The sequence below is a fragment of the Sphingomonas sp. DC1600-2 genome (genome assembly GCF_049897605.1).
Taxonomy (GTDB): Bacteria; Pseudomonadota; Alphaproteobacteria; order Sphingomonadales; family Sphingomonadaceae; genus Sphingomonas.
Genome location: NZ_JAFCWO010000004.1, coordinates 72,315 through 90,118, shown reverse-complemented (window position 1 = coordinate 90,118; position 17,804 = coordinate 72,315). Strand labels below are relative to the sequence as shown.

Here is a 17,804-nt window from a genome sequence, read left to right as displayed (position 1 = left end):
CAAGGGGGTGGGGGGGCTATGGTTTTTCAGGCATGTATAATTCCGACCCCGTCTCCTTAAACACCCGGCTCATCTCTTCCATCCCCTTGATCGCCGCGGCCTTGCTGGCTGCCGCGGTCTCCGCGCCGGTCGGGCCGGTCGCGATGAAGCCTTCGACGCCCTGATTCTGCTTGCCCGCAAAATCGCGCACTTCCTGCGTGATCTTCATCGAGCAGAATTTCGGGCCGCACATCGAGCAGAAATGCGCGGTCTTGGCGCCTTCGGCAGGCAGCGTCTGGTCGTGATAGTGCTCTGCGGTGTCGGGGTCGAGCGACAGGTTGAACTGGTCGCGCCAGCGGAAATCGAAGCGGGCGCGGGACAGGGCATCGTCGCGCAGCTTGGCGGCGGGGTGGCCCTTGGCGAGATCGGCGGCGTGCGCGGCGAGCTTGTAGGTCACCACGCCGACTTTCACGTCGTCGCGGTCGGGCAGGCCGAGATGCTCCTTGGGCGTGACGTAGCAAAGCATTGCAGTGCCATACCAGCCGATCATCGCGGCGCCGATGCCGCTGGTGATATGGTCATAGCCGGGCGCGATGTCGGTGGTGAGTGGCCCAAGCGTATAGAAGGGTGCCTCGCCACACACTTCGAGCTGCTTGTCCATATTCTCCTTGATCTTGTGCATCGGCACATGGCCGGGGCCTTCGATCATCACCTGCACGTCGCTCTTCCACGCGCGGTGGGTGAGTTCGCCGAGTGTGTAGAGCTCGCTGAACTGCGCTTCGTCATTGGCATCGGCGATGCTGCCGGGGCGCAGGCCGTCGCCGAGGCTGTAGGCGATGTCATACGCCTTCATGATCTCGGTGATTTCGTCAAAGCGTTCGTAGAGGAAGCTCTCTTTGTGGTGCGCGAGGCACCATTTCGCCATGATCGAGCCGCCGCGCGATACGATGCCGGTGACGCGCTTGGCGGTCATCGGGATGTAGGCGAGGCGGACACCGGCGTGGATCGTGAAATAATCGACGCCCTGTTCGGCTTGCTCGATGAGGGTATCGCGGAAGATTTCCCAGGTCAGGTCCTCGGCGACGCCGCCGACCTTTTCGAGCGCCTGGTAGATCGGCACGGTGCCGATCGGCACGGGGCTGTTGCGCAGGATCCATTCGCGCGTGTCGTGGATGTTGCGGCCGGTCGACAGGTCCATCACCGTGTCCGCGCCCCAGCGGATCGACCACACCATCTTGTCGACTTCGGCGGCGACATTGCTGGCGACGGCCGAGTTGCCGATATTGGCGTTGATCTTGACCAGGAAGTTGCGGCCGATCGCCATCGGCTCGGATTCGGGGTGGTTGATGTTGTTGGGGATGATCGCGCGGCCGCGCGCGACTTCATCGCGGACGAATTCGGGGGTGACGTAATCGGGGATGCTGGCGCCGAACGACTGGCCGTCGCGGATCAATTGTTCCTTGGCGGCGGCGCGGCCGAGATTTTCGCGGATCGCGACATATTCCATCTCGGGCGTGATGATGCCGCGCCGGGCATAATGCATCTGGCTGACATTGTGGCCGGATTTGGCGCGCAAGGGACGCCGCACGACATTGGGATATTGCGGCACGCCGGCCGAGCGATCGGGGCCGGTGAGGCCGTTATCCTCGGGGCGGATTTCGCGGGCGTCATATTCTTCCACGTCGCCACGCGCGAGAATCCAGTCGCGGCGCAGCTGCGGCAGGCCGCGGTTGATGTCGATCTGCGCCTTGGGGTCGGTGTAGGGGCCCGACGTGTCATAGACCCGCAAGGGGGCTTCGTTGGCGGAGGGTTCGAGCACGATCTCGCGCATCGCCACGCCCAGGCCCGGAATGTTGGGCGAGGGGACGTGGATCTTGCGGCTGCCACGGATGGCGCCGGTGGTGACGCCGATTTCGGTACGGGCGGGGATGTCGGCCATGGTGTCGCTCCAAAGACTCGGAATGGAGCGAAAACGGAAACCCACTGCGGACACCGCTCCCTCCCTCCGCCCGTGCTAACGGGATCAGGTTCAAACGGGTCGTAGCCTCAGCTACCTCTCAGCTGCTCAGGCGCAGCCCCCCGGGGAATGGTGTCAGTCTAGGCGCATTGGCGGCGGCTGCAAAGCCCCGTAATGTCGCTCAGTTTGCCGCGCTGGTCTTGATATTGCCGTTGACGCCGCCGGGGAAGAACCCGCCGCCAACCACCGCATTCTTATTGAGATACAGCACGTTGAGCACCTGGCCCGCGGTGCGGGCGAGCGCGAGGCCGTTGCTGTCGAGCGGGGAAATGTTCGACGTGACCGAATCGCCGACAATGCCCTGGTCGAGATCGGTCGATCCGTCGAATGCGTCGCGCGCATTGCTGATAAGGCCAGCATTGGTCAGCAGCGACGGAGTCGAGACCGAGCCCTTGGCGTAGAGCACGGTGCGGATCAGCCCGGCGTGATACGACGTGGTGGCGTGAATGCCTGCCGCCGCATCGATCAGCAGGGTGGTCGCGATCGTCGATTGGCGACCGGTATAGGCGGTGACGACCACGTCTTCCAGCATGAACGCTGCCAGCAGGAAGTTCTCGTCGCTGGCATAAGGATCGAACGCCGCGCCTGCCGCGACGACGGTTGCCGCCTGCGCCAGCGCGCTGAAGGCGCCGCTCGCGCTGCCATCGATGTTGATCGCAGGCTGCGCCACCGTCGCCGCACCCAGCGCCGAGCGGAGGAACGCGACATGCGCAACCTTATCGGCGGCGATCTCGCGCGCATATTGTGCGACCAGCGGATCGGTGAAGGTGACTTGCCGCCCGCCCGTTACCGCGCCCTGCACGGTCTGGTTGCCGTCGCCCTTGGCGATCAAGGCGTTGGGCAGGCCCGCGCCAGTCACCGCGACGGTGTAGAATTGCGCCTGGAGATAGGCGAGGTTGAGCAGGAAGTTGAAGCTGTCCTGATCGTTCAGCGTGTCGGTCGAGCTTGGGCTTGGCGTCGGCGTCGAGCTGTCGGTCGCGCTCGGGGTCGAAGTGCCCGAACCGCCGCAGGCAGAAAGCAGTGCGCTGCCGCCGAAGGCGAGCGTCGCCACGCTCGCGCTGCGCAGGAAGTGACGACGCCCGGCGCGGCGGCGCTCCTTGGCATCGGGGGCTGGCACGAGGATATCGCTGTCGTTCACGGTAACTCTCCCATACGGGCGAAGGCAATAAAGAAGGCGGCGCTCAGTTGGCCGCGCTGGTGACGACCGTGGCGTTGAGGCCGTTCGGGTAGAACCCGCCCTTCGTCACTGCCAGGCTGTTGAGATAGAAGATGTTGAGCACGTTCGCCACGAGGCGGCCATAGGCGATGCCATCGGTACCGGCGGGGACGATGTTCGAGGCGGTCAAGCCATTGAGCGCCGCAAGCTGGCTGTTGGCGATCGCTGCCGGCGAAATGCCGACATCGTCCTTGGTCGTCCCGTCCAGCGTGTCGCGGACCGCAGAAATCGCGTCGGCCTGAGTCCGCAGCGCGGCGGTCGTCGCGCCCTTGGTGTACAGGACGGTGCGGATCAGCGCGGCGTGATACGCATGCGCCGCCAGCAGTCCGGCACCGGCATCGCGATAGGCGGGGGTGGAAATAAGCTGTGCCGCCGCCTTGTATGCGGTGACCACCACATCTTCCAGGAAGAAGGCGGACAGCAGGAAGTTCTCGTCGCTGGCAAAAGGATCGAACGCCACGCCCGAGGCGACGATGCCCGCAGCACGCATGGCCACGCTGAAGGCGCTGGTCGCGGTGCTGCCGAGATCGATCGCGGGCTGGGCGACGACGGCGGTGCCCAGCGTGGTGCGCAGGAAGGCGACTTGCGCTGCCTTTTCATTGGCGATCTCGCGCGCATATTTCGCGACGAGCGGATCGGTGAAGCTGACTTGCTTGCCGCCGGTCACTGCGCCGACGGTGGTGGTGCTGGCGCTGCCGGGGGCGAGCTGGGCGCTGGGAAGGCCCGCGCCGGTGACGGCGAAGGCATAGAATTGCGCTTCAAGATATTCGAAATTGAGCAGGATGTTCAGAAGGTTGGTATCGCTGGTGGTGTCCGCCATGGCACGCGAGCCAAGCGTCACGGCTGCGGCGCCCACCGCAGCGATCGCCCCTGCGCCAAGCGCGGTGCGGAAGAATTCGCGGCGTTCGCTGCGCCGTTCGGCACCCGCTTCGAGTCGCTCGAGCAGCTGTGCGCCGGAGTCCTGGGGGAGATCGGTCATGCGGGCGAACCCTCTTTATCGTGAAACGGGCCTTCTGGCGCAGGCTGCGTGGCACCTCGGGCGTGGCGACGCAAGACTGGATTTCGCAGCATTGATCAAGTTTGCGCCAGTTAGAGCGAGTTACGTCCAAGCGAGCGTGCTTTGTCGGCCACAAGCAAACGACCCGGCAGACGCGCCACTGCGCCTCTGCCGGGTCGACCAGTTTATCGGGGCTTGTTCAGAAGGTGTAGGCTAGCCCGACCGCGCCCAGCCATTGATTGGGCGAACCGGCGATGCGGGTGACAGGGCTATAGGAGAAGTCACCCAGTTCGCGCGAATAGCTGCCGCCGGCCAGGACCTTGAAGCCGTGGAGCAGATTTCCGGTGAGCGAATAGGTGACAAACCCGCCCGCCGAATAGCTTTTCCAGCCGCTATGGGCGTTATACGTCGGCAGGCCGCTGGCCAGCGCCTGGGTCGGCGTGATGCTGAAATAGCTGTCGGCATAGCCCTGGCCGACATGCTGGGCCGAAGCATAGAGGCCAACGGCCGCCTTGGTGCTGACCGGGGTGAGATAGGTGAATTGCGGTTCCCAAATGTCGCTACGGTGCCCGCCGGACACGCCCTTGCGATAGCTGACCGACACCGACACCTTGTCATATTTGCTGGTGATCACCCCGGTCTTGCCAATCCCGACATAGCCGCCAAGCTCGATTGCGGTGCCGCGTTTGCCCAGCGCGCGGATTCGGGGGTCATCGATGCTGGAGAGGCTCGAGCGATCGAAATTGACCACGCCGATCGGGCCCAATTGCAGATCGATCGTCTGGCCGGGGCGGTTGGGGATCACATCAAGGCTGGCCCGGTCGCCGATAACCGAGAACGCGAAGCCCTTCACCGAACCGATCACCACCGGCGCGGGCGTGAAGCGATAGGTCTTCGACCCTTCATAGTCGGGAAAATAGGCCCCGCCGATGCCGACCGTGACGCTATCCTTGTCGAAATCCGCAGCGATTTGATCGCGTTCGGACGTCGCCGGACGCTCCTGGGCGATGGCAGGGGCGGCACCGGCCAGCAGCAGTGCGGCGGCGGAAAGGTATAAACGGCGGTTGATCACAAGCAGCTCCGAGAAGAAGATTTGGCGGGTTAACGTCCTCGCGACCCGTTTAGCTCCGTTATTGCCCGATCAGAGCAAGTATCGCATGCGCACCTGTTGCCGATCGGCATCACCTGTCAGCGTGAAGCGGGCTGCCGCAAAGCGCGGCGGGCCGAAGCTGATCGGCGGGTTGCGCGAAAAACCGAAGCCTTCGCGCGGGATACCGGCAAAGGTATCGAGCTTCTTATTGCCATTCTCGTCATGGATCACCGCAAGGGCATAGCCGCCCGGCGGAAGCCCGTCGAAATGGAGGCTGTTGGCGCTCGCCGGGATCGAGCGCGTCACCGCCTTCGCATCGTCGATGCAAGCAGGGAAATTGGTGGGGTCGGCGGTCAGGCAGACGCGGACCATGCCCTTATGCGAGCGCAGGTTGGCGATGTCGACCGCGAGATCAGTCGTCGCGACCGCCCCCGACAAGGAGAAGAGCAGCCCCATCGCCGCGCCGCCGACGCCGGCGAGCCTGCGCATGGGCGCGGGCAAAATCGCCGATGCCCTTGTCGGTACCGCAGAGGCGGTCCCAGAAACGGAAATAAAGCCCATAATTTCCCCGATACAGATCGTGGTGCCGCTGGTGATGGCTCGCGGTAATCACCCAGCCGCCTAATCGACCGGCCCACATGAACCGGGGGAAAATCTCCCACCCCATATGATTGGTTACCCCCATAACCGTCATGATGCCCAGCACCAAGCCCAGTGCGCCGATGTGGATGGGAATCCCTAGCGTCAGTAGCGGAATTATCACAGCGCCGGTGACCGCCTCGATCGGGTGGAACGCCATTGCCGCCCAGGCGGTCGGCGGGCGGCTGTCATGATGCACCGCATGAGCGATGCGGAACACGCGCGGTGTGTGCATCCACCGATGGGTCCAGTAGAACCAGGTGTCGTGCGCGAAGAGGTACAACAGCACCGACAGCGGCAGATACCATAAGGGATAGGCGTGGACGTCGCGGTAGATGAGGGTCCAGCCATGCTGCTGCCAACCCCAGGCCAGCACGCCGGCGGGCACGCCATAGATCAGCGCGGAGGCCAGGCTCCAGCCGATCTCACGCCGGATCTGCGCGGAGAGCCCGTCATACAATCCCGGATGGCGCGCGCGTGTCGCCGCCGCGAACACACCCGAGACGAGGAGATAGCGCACGCCGACGATCGCGGACATGGCGAGCGCTGAGGCGACGATAGCGATGGCAACCATGATGTCGCATTAGCGCGTGTGGTGCCCGGCGTCAGGCGGTTTCGACATGGAGTGTGCTTGCGCCATGCGGCGTTTCGGCTATCGCTTGCCCATGCCTTCGATCATCCCCTGCGATATCGCCATCGTCGGCGGCGGGCTGGCAGGCGGGTTGATCGCGCTGGCTTTGGCCAAGCAGCGACCCGGCCTCGATATCCGCATCGTCGAGGGATCGGACAGCATTGGCGGCAATCATTTATGGTCGTTTTTTGCCAGCGACATCGCGCAGGACGATCGCTGGCTGGTCGCGCCGCTGATCTGTTATGGCTGGACGCATTATGACATCGCGTTTCCGGCGCATCGGCGCACGCTGAAGAGCGCTTATTATTCGATCGAGTCCGAACGGCTCGATGGGGTGGTGCGCGCCGTCCTCCCGCCCGAGGCGGTGATGACCGGGCGCAAGGTACTTGCCGCCAGCCCAACGGCGGTGGTGCTGGCCGATGGCGACCGGATCGAGGCGAAGGGCGTGATCGATGCGCGCGGCTCGGGCGATCTCTCCCTGCTCGATCTTGGCTGGCAGAAGTTCGTCGGGCTGGAATTCGCGCTGGAGGAGCCGCACGCGCTGTCGGGTCCGATCGTGATGGACGCCACGGTCCCGCAAATCGACGGCTATCGCTTCGTCTATACGCTGCCCTTGTCGGCGACGCGGCTGTTTATCGAGGATACCTATTATAGCGACACGCCCGATCTGGCGCGGGCGGAGCCGGGCGAGACCGTCGCCGATCCTATCGCAGATCGCGTCCGTGACTATGGCGCGGCGCATGGCTGGGACACGCGCACCGTCATGCGCGAGGAATGGGGCGTGCTGCCGGTGGCGATGGGCGGCGATTTCGAGGCCTATTGGCAATCGGGCGGCAACAAGGTGGCCAAGGCCGGGATGCGCGCCGGGCTGTTCCACCCGACCACGGGCTATTCGCTGCCCGATGCCGTACGCCTTGCCACCGCAATCGCGCGGGCGAGCGACCTTTCGGGCAGCGCGTTGCACCGCTTGACGCACGATGTGGCAAAACGAACGTGGCAGGCGCGCGGCTTCTATCGTATGCTCGACCGGATGCTGTTCCGCGCCGCCGACCCCGATGAGCGCTACCGCATTCTCGAACGGTTCTACCGGCTCGATCCGCAGCTTGTGCGGCGCTTCTATGCAGGACAATCGACGATGATGGACAAGGTACGGATTTTGACCGGGAAGCCCCCCGTCCCGATCGCGCGGGCGCTGCGCGCAGTCGTTGGGGGAAAGCCGGCATGAGTTCGGCGGCACCGCGCGGTACGCCACGCACCGCGATCGTCATCGGCGCCGGGTTTGGCGGGCTTGCGCTGGCGATCCGGCTGCAATCGGCCGGGGTCGAGACGACCATCGTCGAGGCGCGCGACAAGCCGGGTGGCCGCGCTTATGTGTGGGAGAAAGACGGCTTCGTGTTCGATGCCGGGCCGACCGTCATCACCGATCCGCCATGCCTGCAGGAACTCTGGGCGCTGACCGGGCGCGACATGGCCGAGGACGTGACGCTGGCACCGGTGTCGCCATTCTATCGGCTCAATTGGCCCGATGGCGTCAATTTCGATTATTCCAACGACGAACCTGCGCTGCGCGCCGAAATCGCCAAGCTCAACCCGGCCGACGTTGCGGGCTATGCCAAGTTCCTTGAATACTCGGCCGGGGTCTATGAGGAGGGGTATCGCAAGCTCGGCTCAGTCGCGTTTCTCGATTTCGCGTCGATGATCAAGGCGGCCCCGGCGCTCGCCAAATATCAGGCGTGGCGCTCGGTCTATTCGATCGTGTCGTCTTATGTGAAGGACGAGCATCTCCGCCAGGCGCTGTCGTTCCACACGCTGCTGGTCGGCGGCAACCCGATGAACACCAGCGCGATCTATGCGCTGATCCACAAGCTCGAAAAAGACGGCGGCGTGTGGTTCGCGATGGGCGGCACCAACCAGTTGATCGCCGGGATGGTCAAGCATTTCGAGCGGCTGGGCGGGGTGTTGCGGCTGAACGATGCCGCGGTCGATATCGCCACGCTGGGCGACCGTGCGACGGGCGTCACCACGGCGAGCGGCTGGCACCAGGATGCCGATATGGTCGCGTGCAACAGCGACATCATGCACAGCTATCGCGACTTGCTCAAATCGTCGCGCAGTGCGCAGCGGACCAAGAACGGGCTGGCGCGCAAGCGCTATTCGCCGTCGCTGTTCGTGGTGCATTTCGGGATCAAGGGCACCTGGCCGGGCATTCCGCACCACATGATCCTGTTCGGGCCGCGCTATAAGGGGCTGCTCGCCGACATTTACGATCATGGCGTGCTGCCGGAAGATTTCTCGCTCTATCTGCACCACCCGACCGTGACCGATCCGTCGATGGCGCCCGAGGGGCATTCGACCTTCTATGTGCTGGCACCGGTGCCCAATCTCGGCAAATTCCCGGTCGACTGGAACGAGATCGGCCCGATCCTGGAGAAGCGCATCCTCGACGAGGTCGGGCGGCGGCTGATTCCGGACATTCACGAGCGGATCGTCACCAAATTCCATTATGCGCCCAACGATTTCGCGCAGGATCTGAACGCGCATCTGGGTAGCGCCTTTTCGCTGGAGCCGATTTTGACGCAGAGCGCGTGGTTCCGCGTGCACAATCGCGACGACCATATCCCCAATCTGTATTTCGTGGGGGCAGGCACGCATCCGGGTGCCGGGATTCCGGGCGTGGTCGGCAGTGCGAAGGCGACGGCGGCGTTGATGTTGGAGAATGAACGGTGAAGCGTCTGGCGGTGTATTGCGGATCGGCGACGCCGGCTGACCCTGTGTATATTGACTGCGCGAAAGAGGTTGGCCGGACGCTGGCCGAGCGGGGCATCGGTCTCGTCTATGGCGGTGGCCGGCTGGGGCTGATGGGCGCGGTCGCCGATGCGGCGATGGCGGCGGGCGGCGAGGTGATCGGCATCATCCCGCAGGCGCTGGTCGATGCCGAAGTCGCGCATCAGGGCCTCACCGAACTCCATGTCGTCGGCACGATGCACCAGCGCAAACAGGCGTTTACCGATCTGTCCGACGGTTTCATCAACCTGCCCGGCGGCACCGGCACGATGGACGAATTGTGGGAGGCGCTGAGCTGGGCGCAGATCGGCTATCACGCCAAGCCGGTCGGGCTGCTCAATGTCGCGGGTTATTACGACCATCTAATCGCTTTCTATCACCATATGGCGAGCGTCGGTTTCCTGCGCCCGCAACATGCCGGGATCCTGCTGATCGACAGCGCGCTTGACGGGCTGCTGGCGCAAATGGCGAGCCACGAGCCGATCGAGACGATCACCAAGATCGGCGCACGCGACCTTTGAGCGCGGCGGCACCCTCGCGCGACGCGATCGTCGCGACCGCGCAGGAATCGATCGCACGCGGATCGAAGAGCTTTGCCGCCGCCAGCCGCCTGTTCGCGCCCAAGACGCGCGAACGGGCGTGGTTGCTCTATGCCTGGTGCCGCGCGTGCGACGACATTGCCGACGGGCAGGACCACGGCCATGACATGACCGGGGTCAGCGATGGCCCGGCGCGGCTGGCCGAAATCTCGGCGCTGACCGAGGCGGCGCTGGCCGGGATCGTGGTCGGGGACCCGGCGTTCGATGCGCTACGGATCTTTGCCGCGGAGACGGCGTTGCCCCCGGCGCTGGCGCGTGACCTGATCGCGGGCTTTGCGCTTGATGCGCAAGGGTGGCGGCCGCAGACCGAGCAGGATCTGTATCTTTATTGCTATCATGTCGCGGGCGCGGTCGGCTGCATGATGGCGCTGGCGATGGGCGTGCCCGCCGATGACGAGGCGACGCTCGACCGCGCGTGCGATCTGGGACTGGCGTTCCAGCTTGCCAATATCGCGCGCGACGTGGCCGAGGATGCGCGCGCGGGGCGGTGTTATTTGCCGCAGACGTGGCTCGACGAGCTGGAGATTCCGGCGGACGACCTGCTTGCGCCACAGCATCGCGATCGGCTTGGGCAATTGGGCGAGCGGTTGGGCACGCTGGCGGCGCGCTATGAGGCGAGTGCGCGGCGTGGCACCCCGGTGCTCCCGTTCCGCTCGGCCTGGGCGGTGCTGGCGGCGGCGGGGATTTATGGCGCGATCGGGCGCAAGGTGGCAGCCTTTGGCGCACGCGCCTGGGATCGGCGGGTGAGCACCTCGGGCATCGCCAAGATCGGTTTCATCGTGCGCGCATGGCGCGAGGCGCGGCAGCGCGCGACGCTGTATCCGCCACAGCCGCGCGATCCGGCGCTGTGGACGCGGCCGCGCTGATTCAGCCGAGCAAGGGCTCGCCGGGATAAGGTTTGTGGTGCAGCTTTTGCGCTAGCCAGCCGCCGAGCAACGGCATAACCACCGCGCAGATTTGCATCCATAGCGGATGCGGCAGCATTGCCTGATTGACCAGGCCTGCCACCAGAAACACCAAAGTCACCACCCAGCCGACCCAATGGCCATCGGCAATGCGCAAGGCGAGCCAGGCACCGCCGAGCGGCGAGGCGAGCCAGCCGACGACCATCAGTACTTTTGCGGGCAGGGGAATGCTGGCAATCAGCGCGGCCAGCGTCGCTGTGTCGGCGGCATTGATGTCGCCCGATACGGGGTACAGCGCGCTGCCGATAAAATCGAACAGAGCCACGAGCGCGAACGCGACCAGACACCCCGCGGCGACGGCAAAGAGTTTACGCATTCACATCAGCCCCGCTTTGGAAGCGCGAGCTTACCACGCGCCGCGCGCGCTGGGAATCATCCGCGCGGCGAGTGCGGCACGACCTGTGCCATGCGTTCGCCGGTCGCACGGCACGATGCGGCCACGACGGGGTAATCAATATCGCTGTTGCGCGCCAGGGCGGCGGGCATCGCCATCTGGCAGGCGCGGATCGATTGGTAATGCGCGGGCTCGACGCGGGCCTGCTGGCAGGCGGTGCTGCCGTCGCCGCAACCCATGATCGCCATGACGTAGAACAGCGGTTCCATGATCGTCTCCGTTCGCCTGTAAAACCGACGAGACGCCTTGCTTGTTCCATGAAGCGCTTGGGATACCGCTTGACTGCGCTTACATGAGGGAAAGATGCCCCCCGATACCGCCACCTCCTCGACCGCGTCCGAGCGGCCCATGCTGCCGACGCTCAAGCGTTTCCTGCCCTATCTGTGGCCGGCGGACGCGCCGATGCTGCGGCTGCGGATCGTGGGGGCGATGCTGCTGGTCGCGGTGTCCAAGGTCACCCAGGTCTATGTCAGTGCTTATACGCTGAAATGGGCGGTCGACCGGATGGCGCAGGGCGATCGCTCCGCAATGTGGATCGTGATCGCGTTGGTGCTGGGCTATGCCGGTGCGCGCTTCGCGACGACGCTGTTCGACAATCTGCGCAATGCGGTGTTCGAGCGCGTCGGGCAGGATGCGACGCGGCGCCTCGCTGCGAGCGTGTTCCGCCACCTCCACCAGCTCAGCCTGCGCTTCCATCTGGAGCGGCGCACGGGTGCGGTGACCAAGGTGGTCGAGCGCGGCACCAAGAGCATCGATACGATGCTGTATTTCATGCTGTTCAACATCGCGCCGACGGTGCTGGAACTGCTGCTGGTGCTCAACATCTTCCGTTCGAGCTTCGGCTGGGGGCTGGTCGCCGCGACGATGGCGATGGTGGTCGCCTATATTTGGTTCACGCGGATGGTGACTGACTGGCGCGCGGCTCTGCGCACGCGGATGAACGATCTCGACACCGGGGCGGTGAGCCACGCGGTCGATTCGCTGCTCAATTTCGAGACGGTCAAATATTTCGGGGCGGAGGAGCGCGAGGGCAAGCGCTATGACGCGGCGATGGCGGCTTATGCCAATGCCGCGGTCATTTCCGAAAACTCGCTGGCGTGGCTCAACGTCGGGCAAGCACTGATCACCAACCTGATGCTCGGCGGCGGGATGGCGTTCATCGCCTGGGGCTGGGGCAGCGGCAAATTCTCGGCGGGTGACGTGGTGTTCGTGTCCACGCTGCTGTCGCAACTGTTCCGCCCGCTCGATCTGCTCGGCATGGTCTATCGCACGATCCGGCAAGGCGTGATCGACATGGGCGCGATGTTCGACCTGATCGATACGCAATCCGAGGTGGTGGACGCATCCGACGCTACGCCGCTGCTGGTGGCGCGCGGGCACGTCCGTTTCGAGGATGTGCGCTTCGGCTATGATGCGGGGATGCCGATCCTGAAGGGCATCGACCTGGATATTCCGGCGGGCAAGACGCTGGCGGTGGTCGGCCCGTCGGGCGCGGGCAAATCGACGCTCGCGCGGCTGATGTTCCGTTTTTACGATCTTACCGGCGGGCGCATCACGATCGACGGGCAGGATATTGCGCAGGTGACGCAAGCATCGCTGCGCTCGGCGATCGGCATCGTGCCGCAGGATACCGTGCTGTTCAACGACACGATCGGCTACAACATCGCGTATGGCCGCGAAGGAGCCGGGCAGGACGAGATCGAGGCTGCGGCGCGGGGCGCGGCGATTGCGGGGTTCATCGAGCGCCAGCCAGAGGGCTATGCGACGCGTGTCGGCGAGCGCGGGCTGAAGCTGTCGGGCGGTGAAAAGCAGCGCGTGGCGATCGCGCGGACCTTGCTCAAGAACCCGCCGGTGCTGATTCTGGACGAAGCGACCAGCGCGCTCGACAGCCGTACCGAGGGCGAGATTCTCGACACGCTGCAGGCAATCGAACGCGGCCGCACCACGATCGTCATCGCGCATCGGCTGTCGACCGTGGTCCATGCCGACGAGATCGTCGTGCTGGAAGCCGGGCGCGTGGTCGAACGCGGCAGCCATGCCGTGCTGCTGCGCAAGAACGGGCTGTATGCGGAAATGTGGAACCGCCAGGCGCAGGAGCGCGCGGAGGAATCGGTGGCGGCGGAGTAGGGGCGTTCCATTCCGTCATTCCCGCGCAGGCGGGAATCCATTGCCGCAACGTCGGAAAGGATGCCGAATGTCCGCCACTATGGATCCCCGCCTGCGCGGGGATGACGGATGCTATGGCGATTGCGGCGTCTCCCTTACCGGATGGCGAAGATTACCCCAGCAATTCCCGATACTCAGGGTGCTTCTCGATATAGGCCGCGACGAACGGGCATTGCGGGATGACCTTCAACCCCCGGTCGCGCGCCGAGTCGAGTGCGGCGCGGATCAGTTTCGAGCCGACGCCGCGGCCTTCCAGTGCCTTGGGCACGATGGTGTGGGTGAAGACGATCGTGCCGCCTTCCATCTGATAGGCCGCGACGGCGCGCTTGCCGCCGACGGTCAATTCGAATTCGGCCTCAGCCTTGTTGTCGATAACGGTGTCCATGTCCCGCGTTTGCACGGGGTGGATCGGGTTGCGCAAGGGGGCGTAGCGTGCGCGGCCGCAGTGCCCAGGCCTTGCCGAACGGCGCAAACAGCGCAGTGCGCCAGCCATGTGGGCGCGTGCCGCCTCCCTCCACGCCAAAGCGCAGTGGCTCGCGGCGTGCGGCGGGCAGATGCAAGGTGCCGAACAGCCGGTCGAACAGCGCGAGCGTATTGCCAAAATTGCGATTGTGGTGCCGCGCGTCGATCGAATGGTGGATCTGGTGATGCGCCGGGCTCAGCAGCCACCGGCCCCAGCGCGGGCCGAACGTCACCCACAGATGCGAATGCTGCAGATGGGTGAGCGCGATCGCACCGATCATCGTCAGGGCATTGACGCCGCTGATCGTCACGCCGTGCGGTTCCCCCAGCAGCGGACCGGCCAGTCCTTGCGTTACCCCGATCATGATGGCGGTGATATTGGCGAAGACGATCGTGTCGACCGGATGGACGCGAAAGGTCGTCAACAGCGACAGGCTTTCGGCCGAGTGATGGACCGCATGGAACTGCCACAGCAGCGGGACTGCGTGGCTGAGATAATGGTCGAGCCAATAAGCGAATTCATAAGCGAGATAGAGCAGCAGCGTCAGCACCGCGCCCGCCACGATCGGCGGCAGGCCGAGCGGCGCGACCGGGCCGATCATGCCGCGCAGCAGCGCGGCGATCTGCACGCTCGACAGCACCGCCCAGCCGAACAGCAGCCCATAGCCGAACAGGCTGAATGCGAACCACCACAGATCGGCGCGGCCCGAGGCGCTGGAGAATATCCGGCGGGGGAATAGCGCGCGCCGCCACACCGCCAGCCGGGGCATCGCCCGCCGCCCGCGCGGCACCGCGAGGAACGCGGCGATCAGCACCGTCACCATCAGGCCGAAAATCGACAGCGTCGACCCCGTGCCGAAGAAGGTTCCGCCGAGTTGATTGGCCCAATAGCCGGCAAGCCAGCCGATACCGTCCCAAACCATCGTCATTGTCGCGTGCACGGCACCCCCAGCCGGTCCGGGTTTCGGGATGCGGTGAGTTTAGGACCGGATTGTGAGCGCCCGGTTAATTGCGTGGGTGTGCCCCTTACGCTTCGGGGCGGGGCACGCTAGATCGGGGCATGACGCTCGACCCCCTCCCCATATTGCAGTCCACCTTCGGCTTTCCTGCGTTTCGCGGGGTGCAGGGATCGGTGGTGGAGCGCGTGCTGGCGGGGCAGAACACCCTGGCGGTGATGCCGACGGGGGCGGGCAAGTCGCTCTGCTATCAGCTTCCGGCACTCGCCCTTCCCGGCACCTGCGTCGTGGTGTCGCCGCTGATCGCGCTGATGCACGATCAGTTGCGCGCGGCGACCGCGATCGGGATCAGCGCGGCCACGCTCACCTCGGTCGATACCGATCAGATGGAGACGATCGCGCGCTTCCGGCGCGGCGAGCTCGATTTGCTCTATGTCGCGCCCGAACGCGCTTCGAGTGGCAGCTTTCGCGATTTGTTGGGGCAGGCGCCGCTCGCTTTGTTCGCGATCGACGAGGCGCATTGCGTGTCCGAATGGGGGCATGACTTCCGCCCCGATTACCGGCTGCTGCGCCCGCTGCTCGATGCCTTTCCAGAGGTGCCGCGGCTGGCGCTGACCGCGACCGCCGACGCGCATACCCGCGCCGACATTCTCGACCAGCTCGGCATTCCGCACGACGGGATGGTCGTCGCCGGGTTCGACCGGCCCAATATCCAGTACCGCATCAGCCCCAAGGACAATGCCACCCGCCAGATCACCGATTTGATCGCGGAAACGCCGGGGGCGGGCATCGTCTATGTCCAGAGCCGCGCGGGGACGGAGAAAATGGCGGAGGCGTTGGCCAAGACCGGACGGCCGACGCGCGCCTATCATGCCGGGCTCGATCCGCATGTGCGTGCCAAGAATCAGGCCGATTTCGTCGCCAGCGAGGACATGGTGATGTGCGCGACGGTCGCCTTTGGCATGGGCATCGACAAGCCCGATGTGCGCTTCGTCGCGCATGCCGGGCTGCCCAAGTCGATCGAGGCCTATTATCAGGAAACGGGGCGCGCGGGCCGCGATGGCGATCCGGCGGTGGCGCATCTGTTCTGGGGTGCCGAGGATTTCGCGCGGGCGCGGCAACGCATCGGCGAGGTCGAACCCGCGCGGCAGCCGGGCGAGCGGCAACGGCTGGCGGCGCTGGGCGCGCTGGCCGAGACGGCGGGGTGCCGGCGCAAAATCCTGCTGAAGCATTTCGGCGATGACAGCCCCGAAACATGTGGGAATTGCGACAATTGCCTCAACCCTCCGGCGGCGGTCGACGCGACGGAGGTGGCGAGGAAATTCCTCTCCGCGGTGTTTCGCACAGGCCAGAGCTTTGGCGCGGGCTATATCGAACAAGTCCTGATGGGGCAGTCGAGCGAGCGCAGCCTGATGAACGGGCATGAGTCGCTCGGCGTGTTCGGCATCGCCTCGTCGCCGGAGGAAGCGGCGCTGATCAAGCCGGTGGGACGCGCGTTGTTGCTGCGCGATGCGTTGCGCGCGAACGACTTTGGCGGGCTGGAGTTCGGGCCGGGCGCGCGCGGCATCCTGAAGGAAGGCGAGCGCGTCGATCTGATCGTGCCGCCCAAGCGCACGCGGCGCACGCGCGGCGGCACCGGCGCGCAACTGAATCCGAGCGGCGATCCGCTGTTCGAGGCGCTGCGCACCAAGCGCCGCGAACTTGCGCTGGAGGCAAGTGTGCCGCCGTATGTGATCTTCCACGATTCGGTGCTGCGCGAAATGGCGACGCTGCGCCCCGCGACACTGGCGGCGATGGGGCGAATCACGGGCGTCGGCACGCGCAAGCTGGAGGCCTATGGCGAGGCGTTTCTGGCGGTGGTGCGGCGGTTTTAGGCGAGAAGAAGGGGTTCTCGCGCGAAGCCGCGAAGACGCAAAGAGAAGAAAGGGGGATGGCTGTGCGACCAATCGCTTCGCGCCTTTGCGTTTAGCTTTTCTTCTCCGCGCATCCACAATCTGTCGCTTTCGCAACGCCACCGTGCTGGTTAGATTAACCGCATGACCACACTCCGCACCATCGACGCCACCATCTCCGTCGCGCCGCAGATTGCCCTGGACGATCTGGCGGAGCTCGCTGCGGCCGGCTTTACCGTCATCGTCAACAACCGCCCCGACGGCGAGGATTTCGGCCAGCCGACCGGCGAGGAAATCGCCGCCGCCGCAGCGGCTGCCGGGCTTGGCTATACCGCCATTCCCGTCACCCATGCCGGTTTCTCGCACCCGCAAATCGACGCGATGGCAGCGGTGCTGGGCGAGGCCAAAGGGCCGGTGCTGGCCTATTGCCGCTCGGGCACACGGTCGTGCAATCTGTGGGCGCTGGCGGCGGTGAAGGCGGGCGCGCACCCCGACGCCGCAATGGCGAAGGCTGCGGCGGCGGGGTATGACCTGACCGGCCTGCGGCCGCTGCTCGATGCGCTGTCCACGGCGGCATGAACTGGACGCAACTCGGCTATAGTCTTGCAGGCGTGATCGCGCTCGCGCTGATCGCGCGCTGGTTGCGGCTGGGCGAGAGCCGGATTGCGAGTGTGGCGCAAGCGCGCGAAACCGCCGAGCAGATGCTGGCGGGGTTCATCGCGCATGACGCCGTGATCGGTACCGATGGTGGCGCGGCGCTGGTCGCGGGCAATGGTGCCGTTGCCCTACTCAAACGCCACGGTGCGAGGATCGCCGCGCGTCGCCTGATCGCGCCGCTTCAGCTCAGCCAGGGAATCGAGGGCGTGCGGATCGAAACGGGCGAGCGGCTGTTCGGCAGCGTGCTGTTGTTCGGCGTAACCGATATCGAAGTGCGCGCGATCGAGGCATCGGCCGACCGACCGCGCGATGTCGTGGTCACGCTGCATTGACAAAGAGGCACTGACAAGGGTGTAAGTA

General features: G+C 65.3%; 18 protein-coding genes and 1 riboswitch. Of the genes, 8 read left to right on the top strand and 10 right to left on the bottom strand.

Annotated features, from left to right (window positions below; genetic code table 11):
- Positions 1-16: 16 nt before the first annotated feature.
- The 6 genes from thiC to ACP7BL_RS10345 all read right to left on the bottom strand — a co-directional run bounded on the left by thiC (position 17) and on the right by ACP7BL_RS10345 (position 6,512).
- Positions 17-1,918, bottom strand: a complete 1,902-nt coding sequence (thiC, locus tag ACP7BL_RS10370; protein ID WP_426258289.1) for a phosphomethylpyrimidine synthase ThiC — start codon at positions 1,916-1,918, stop codon at positions 17-19.
- A 44-nt stretch (positions 1,919-1,962) separates the two neighbouring features.
- A riboswitch (TPP riboswitch) is annotated at positions 1,963-2,071 on the bottom strand.
- Between the two features lie 46 nt (positions 2,072-2,117).
- Positions 2,118-3,134, bottom strand: a complete 1,017-nt coding sequence (locus tag ACP7BL_RS10365; protein ID WP_033963587.1) for a ferritin-like domain-containing protein — start codon at positions 3,132-3,134, stop codon at positions 2,118-2,120.
- A 43-nt stretch (positions 3,135-3,177) separates the two neighbouring features.
- Positions 3,178-4,191, bottom strand: coding sequence for a ferritin-like domain-containing protein (locus ACP7BL_RS10360; protein ID WP_426258288.1), 1,014 nt, complete (start codon positions 4,189-4,191; stop codon positions 3,178-3,180).
- A 217-nt stretch (positions 4,192-4,408) separates the two neighbouring features.
- Entirely contained in the window at positions 4,409-5,281 is an 873-nt protein-coding gene (locus tag ACP7BL_RS10355) for a MipA/OmpV family protein (RefSeq protein WP_426258287.1), read from the bottom strand.
- Between the two features lie 69 nt (positions 5,282-5,350).
- A complete protein-coding gene (locus ACP7BL_RS10350; RefSeq protein WP_029622763.1) occupies positions 5,351-5,755 on the bottom strand; it encodes a DUF2141 domain-containing protein in 405 nt (134 codons plus the stop codon).
- A complete protein-coding gene (locus tag ACP7BL_RS10345; RefSeq protein WP_426258286.1) occupies positions 5,712-6,512 on the bottom strand; it encodes a sterol desaturase family protein in 801 nt (266 codons plus the stop codon). Before ACP7BL_RS10345 ends, ACP7BL_RS10350 begins: the two co-directional genes overlap by 44 nt.
- Positions 6,513-6,603: 91 nt before the next feature.
- On the opposite strand from ACP7BL_RS10345, the gene crtY reads away from it, so the two are divergent.
- The 4 genes from crtY to ACP7BL_RS10325 are packed head-to-tail and all read left to right on the top strand — an operon-like array spanning position 6,604 to position 10,818.
- The gene (gene crtY, locus ACP7BL_RS10340; RefSeq protein ID WP_426258364.1) at positions 6,604-7,794 is read left to right on the top strand and encodes a lycopene beta-cyclase CrtY; all 1,191 of its coding nucleotides are present in this window, start codon (positions 6,604-6,606) and stop codon (positions 7,792-7,794) included.
- Entirely contained in the window at positions 7,791-9,296 is a 1,506-nt protein-coding gene (locus tag ACP7BL_RS10335) for a phytoene desaturase (RefSeq protein ID WP_341204051.1), read from the top strand. The genes crtY and ACP7BL_RS10335 overlap by 4 nt, the downstream gene beginning before the upstream one ends.
- Complete coding sequence (locus ACP7BL_RS10330) at positions 9,293-9,874, top strand: TIGR00730 family Rossman fold protein (protein ID WP_426258285.1); 582 nt, start codon at positions 9,293-9,295, stop codon at positions 9,872-9,874. Before ACP7BL_RS10335 ends, ACP7BL_RS10330 begins: the two co-directional genes overlap by 4 nt.
- Complete coding sequence (locus ACP7BL_RS10325; RefSeq protein ID WP_033963580.1) at positions 9,871-10,818, top strand: phytoene/squalene synthase family protein; 948 nt, start codon at positions 9,871-9,873, stop codon at positions 10,816-10,818. The genes ACP7BL_RS10330 and ACP7BL_RS10325 overlap by 4 nt, the downstream gene beginning before the upstream one ends.
- A 1-nt stretch (position 10,819) precedes the next feature.
- Here ACP7BL_RS10325 and ACP7BL_RS10320 read toward each other — a convergent pair whose 3' ends face one another.
- A complete protein-coding gene (locus ACP7BL_RS10320) occupies positions 10,820-11,233 on the bottom strand; it encodes a hypothetical protein (RefSeq protein WP_033963579.1) in 414 nt (137 codons plus the stop codon).
- 56 nt (positions 11,234-11,289) lie between these two features.
- On the bottom strand, positions 11,290-11,520 hold the full coding sequence (locus ACP7BL_RS10315) for a hypothetical protein (protein ID WP_033963578.1): 231 nt from the start codon (positions 11,518-11,520) through the stop codon (positions 11,290-11,292).
- 94 nt (positions 11,521-11,614) lie between these two features.
- Here ACP7BL_RS10315 and ACP7BL_RS10310 point away from each other — a divergent pair, with 94 nt between their 5' ends.
- The gene (locus ACP7BL_RS10310; RefSeq protein WP_426258284.1) at positions 11,615-13,438 is read left to right on the top strand and encodes an ABCB family ABC transporter ATP-binding protein/permease; all 1,824 of its coding nucleotides are present in this window, start codon (positions 11,615-11,617) and stop codon (positions 13,436-13,438) included.
- 151 nt (positions 13,439-13,589) lie between these two features.
- On the opposite strand, the gene ACP7BL_RS10305 is transcribed toward ACP7BL_RS10310, so the two are convergent.
- Entirely contained in the window at positions 13,590-13,862 is a 273-nt protein-coding gene (locus ACP7BL_RS10305) for a GNAT family N-acetyltransferase (protein WP_426258283.1), read from the bottom strand.
- Positions 13,834-14,868 carry a sterol desaturase family protein gene (locus ACP7BL_RS10300; protein ID WP_426258282.1) on the bottom strand — a complete coding sequence of 345 codons (1,035 nt, stop codon included), beginning with the start codon at positions 14,866-14,868 and terminating at the stop codon, positions 13,834-13,836. The genes ACP7BL_RS10305 and ACP7BL_RS10300 overlap by 29 nt, the downstream gene beginning before the upstream one ends.
- A gap of 131 nt (positions 14,869-14,999) precedes the next feature.
- On the opposite strand from ACP7BL_RS10300, the gene recQ reads away from it, so the two are divergent.
- From recQ to ACP7BL_RS10285, 3 genes are all read left to right on the top strand, one after another.
- Entirely contained in the window at positions 15,000-16,769 is a 1,770-nt protein-coding gene (gene recQ, locus ACP7BL_RS10295; RefSeq protein ID WP_426258281.1) for a DNA helicase RecQ, read from the top strand.
- A gap of 162 nt (positions 16,770-16,931) precedes the next feature.
- Complete coding sequence (locus tag ACP7BL_RS10290; RefSeq protein WP_137902473.1) at positions 16,932-17,366, top strand: TIGR01244 family sulfur transferase; 435 nt, start codon at positions 16,932-16,934, stop codon at positions 17,364-17,366.
- A complete protein-coding gene (locus tag ACP7BL_RS10285; RefSeq protein ID WP_033965882.1) occupies positions 17,363-17,776 on the top strand; it encodes a hypothetical protein in 414 nt (137 codons plus the stop codon). The genes ACP7BL_RS10290 and ACP7BL_RS10285 overlap by 4 nt, the downstream gene beginning before the upstream one ends.
- The last annotated feature ends 28 nt before the right edge of the window (positions 17,777-17,804 follow it).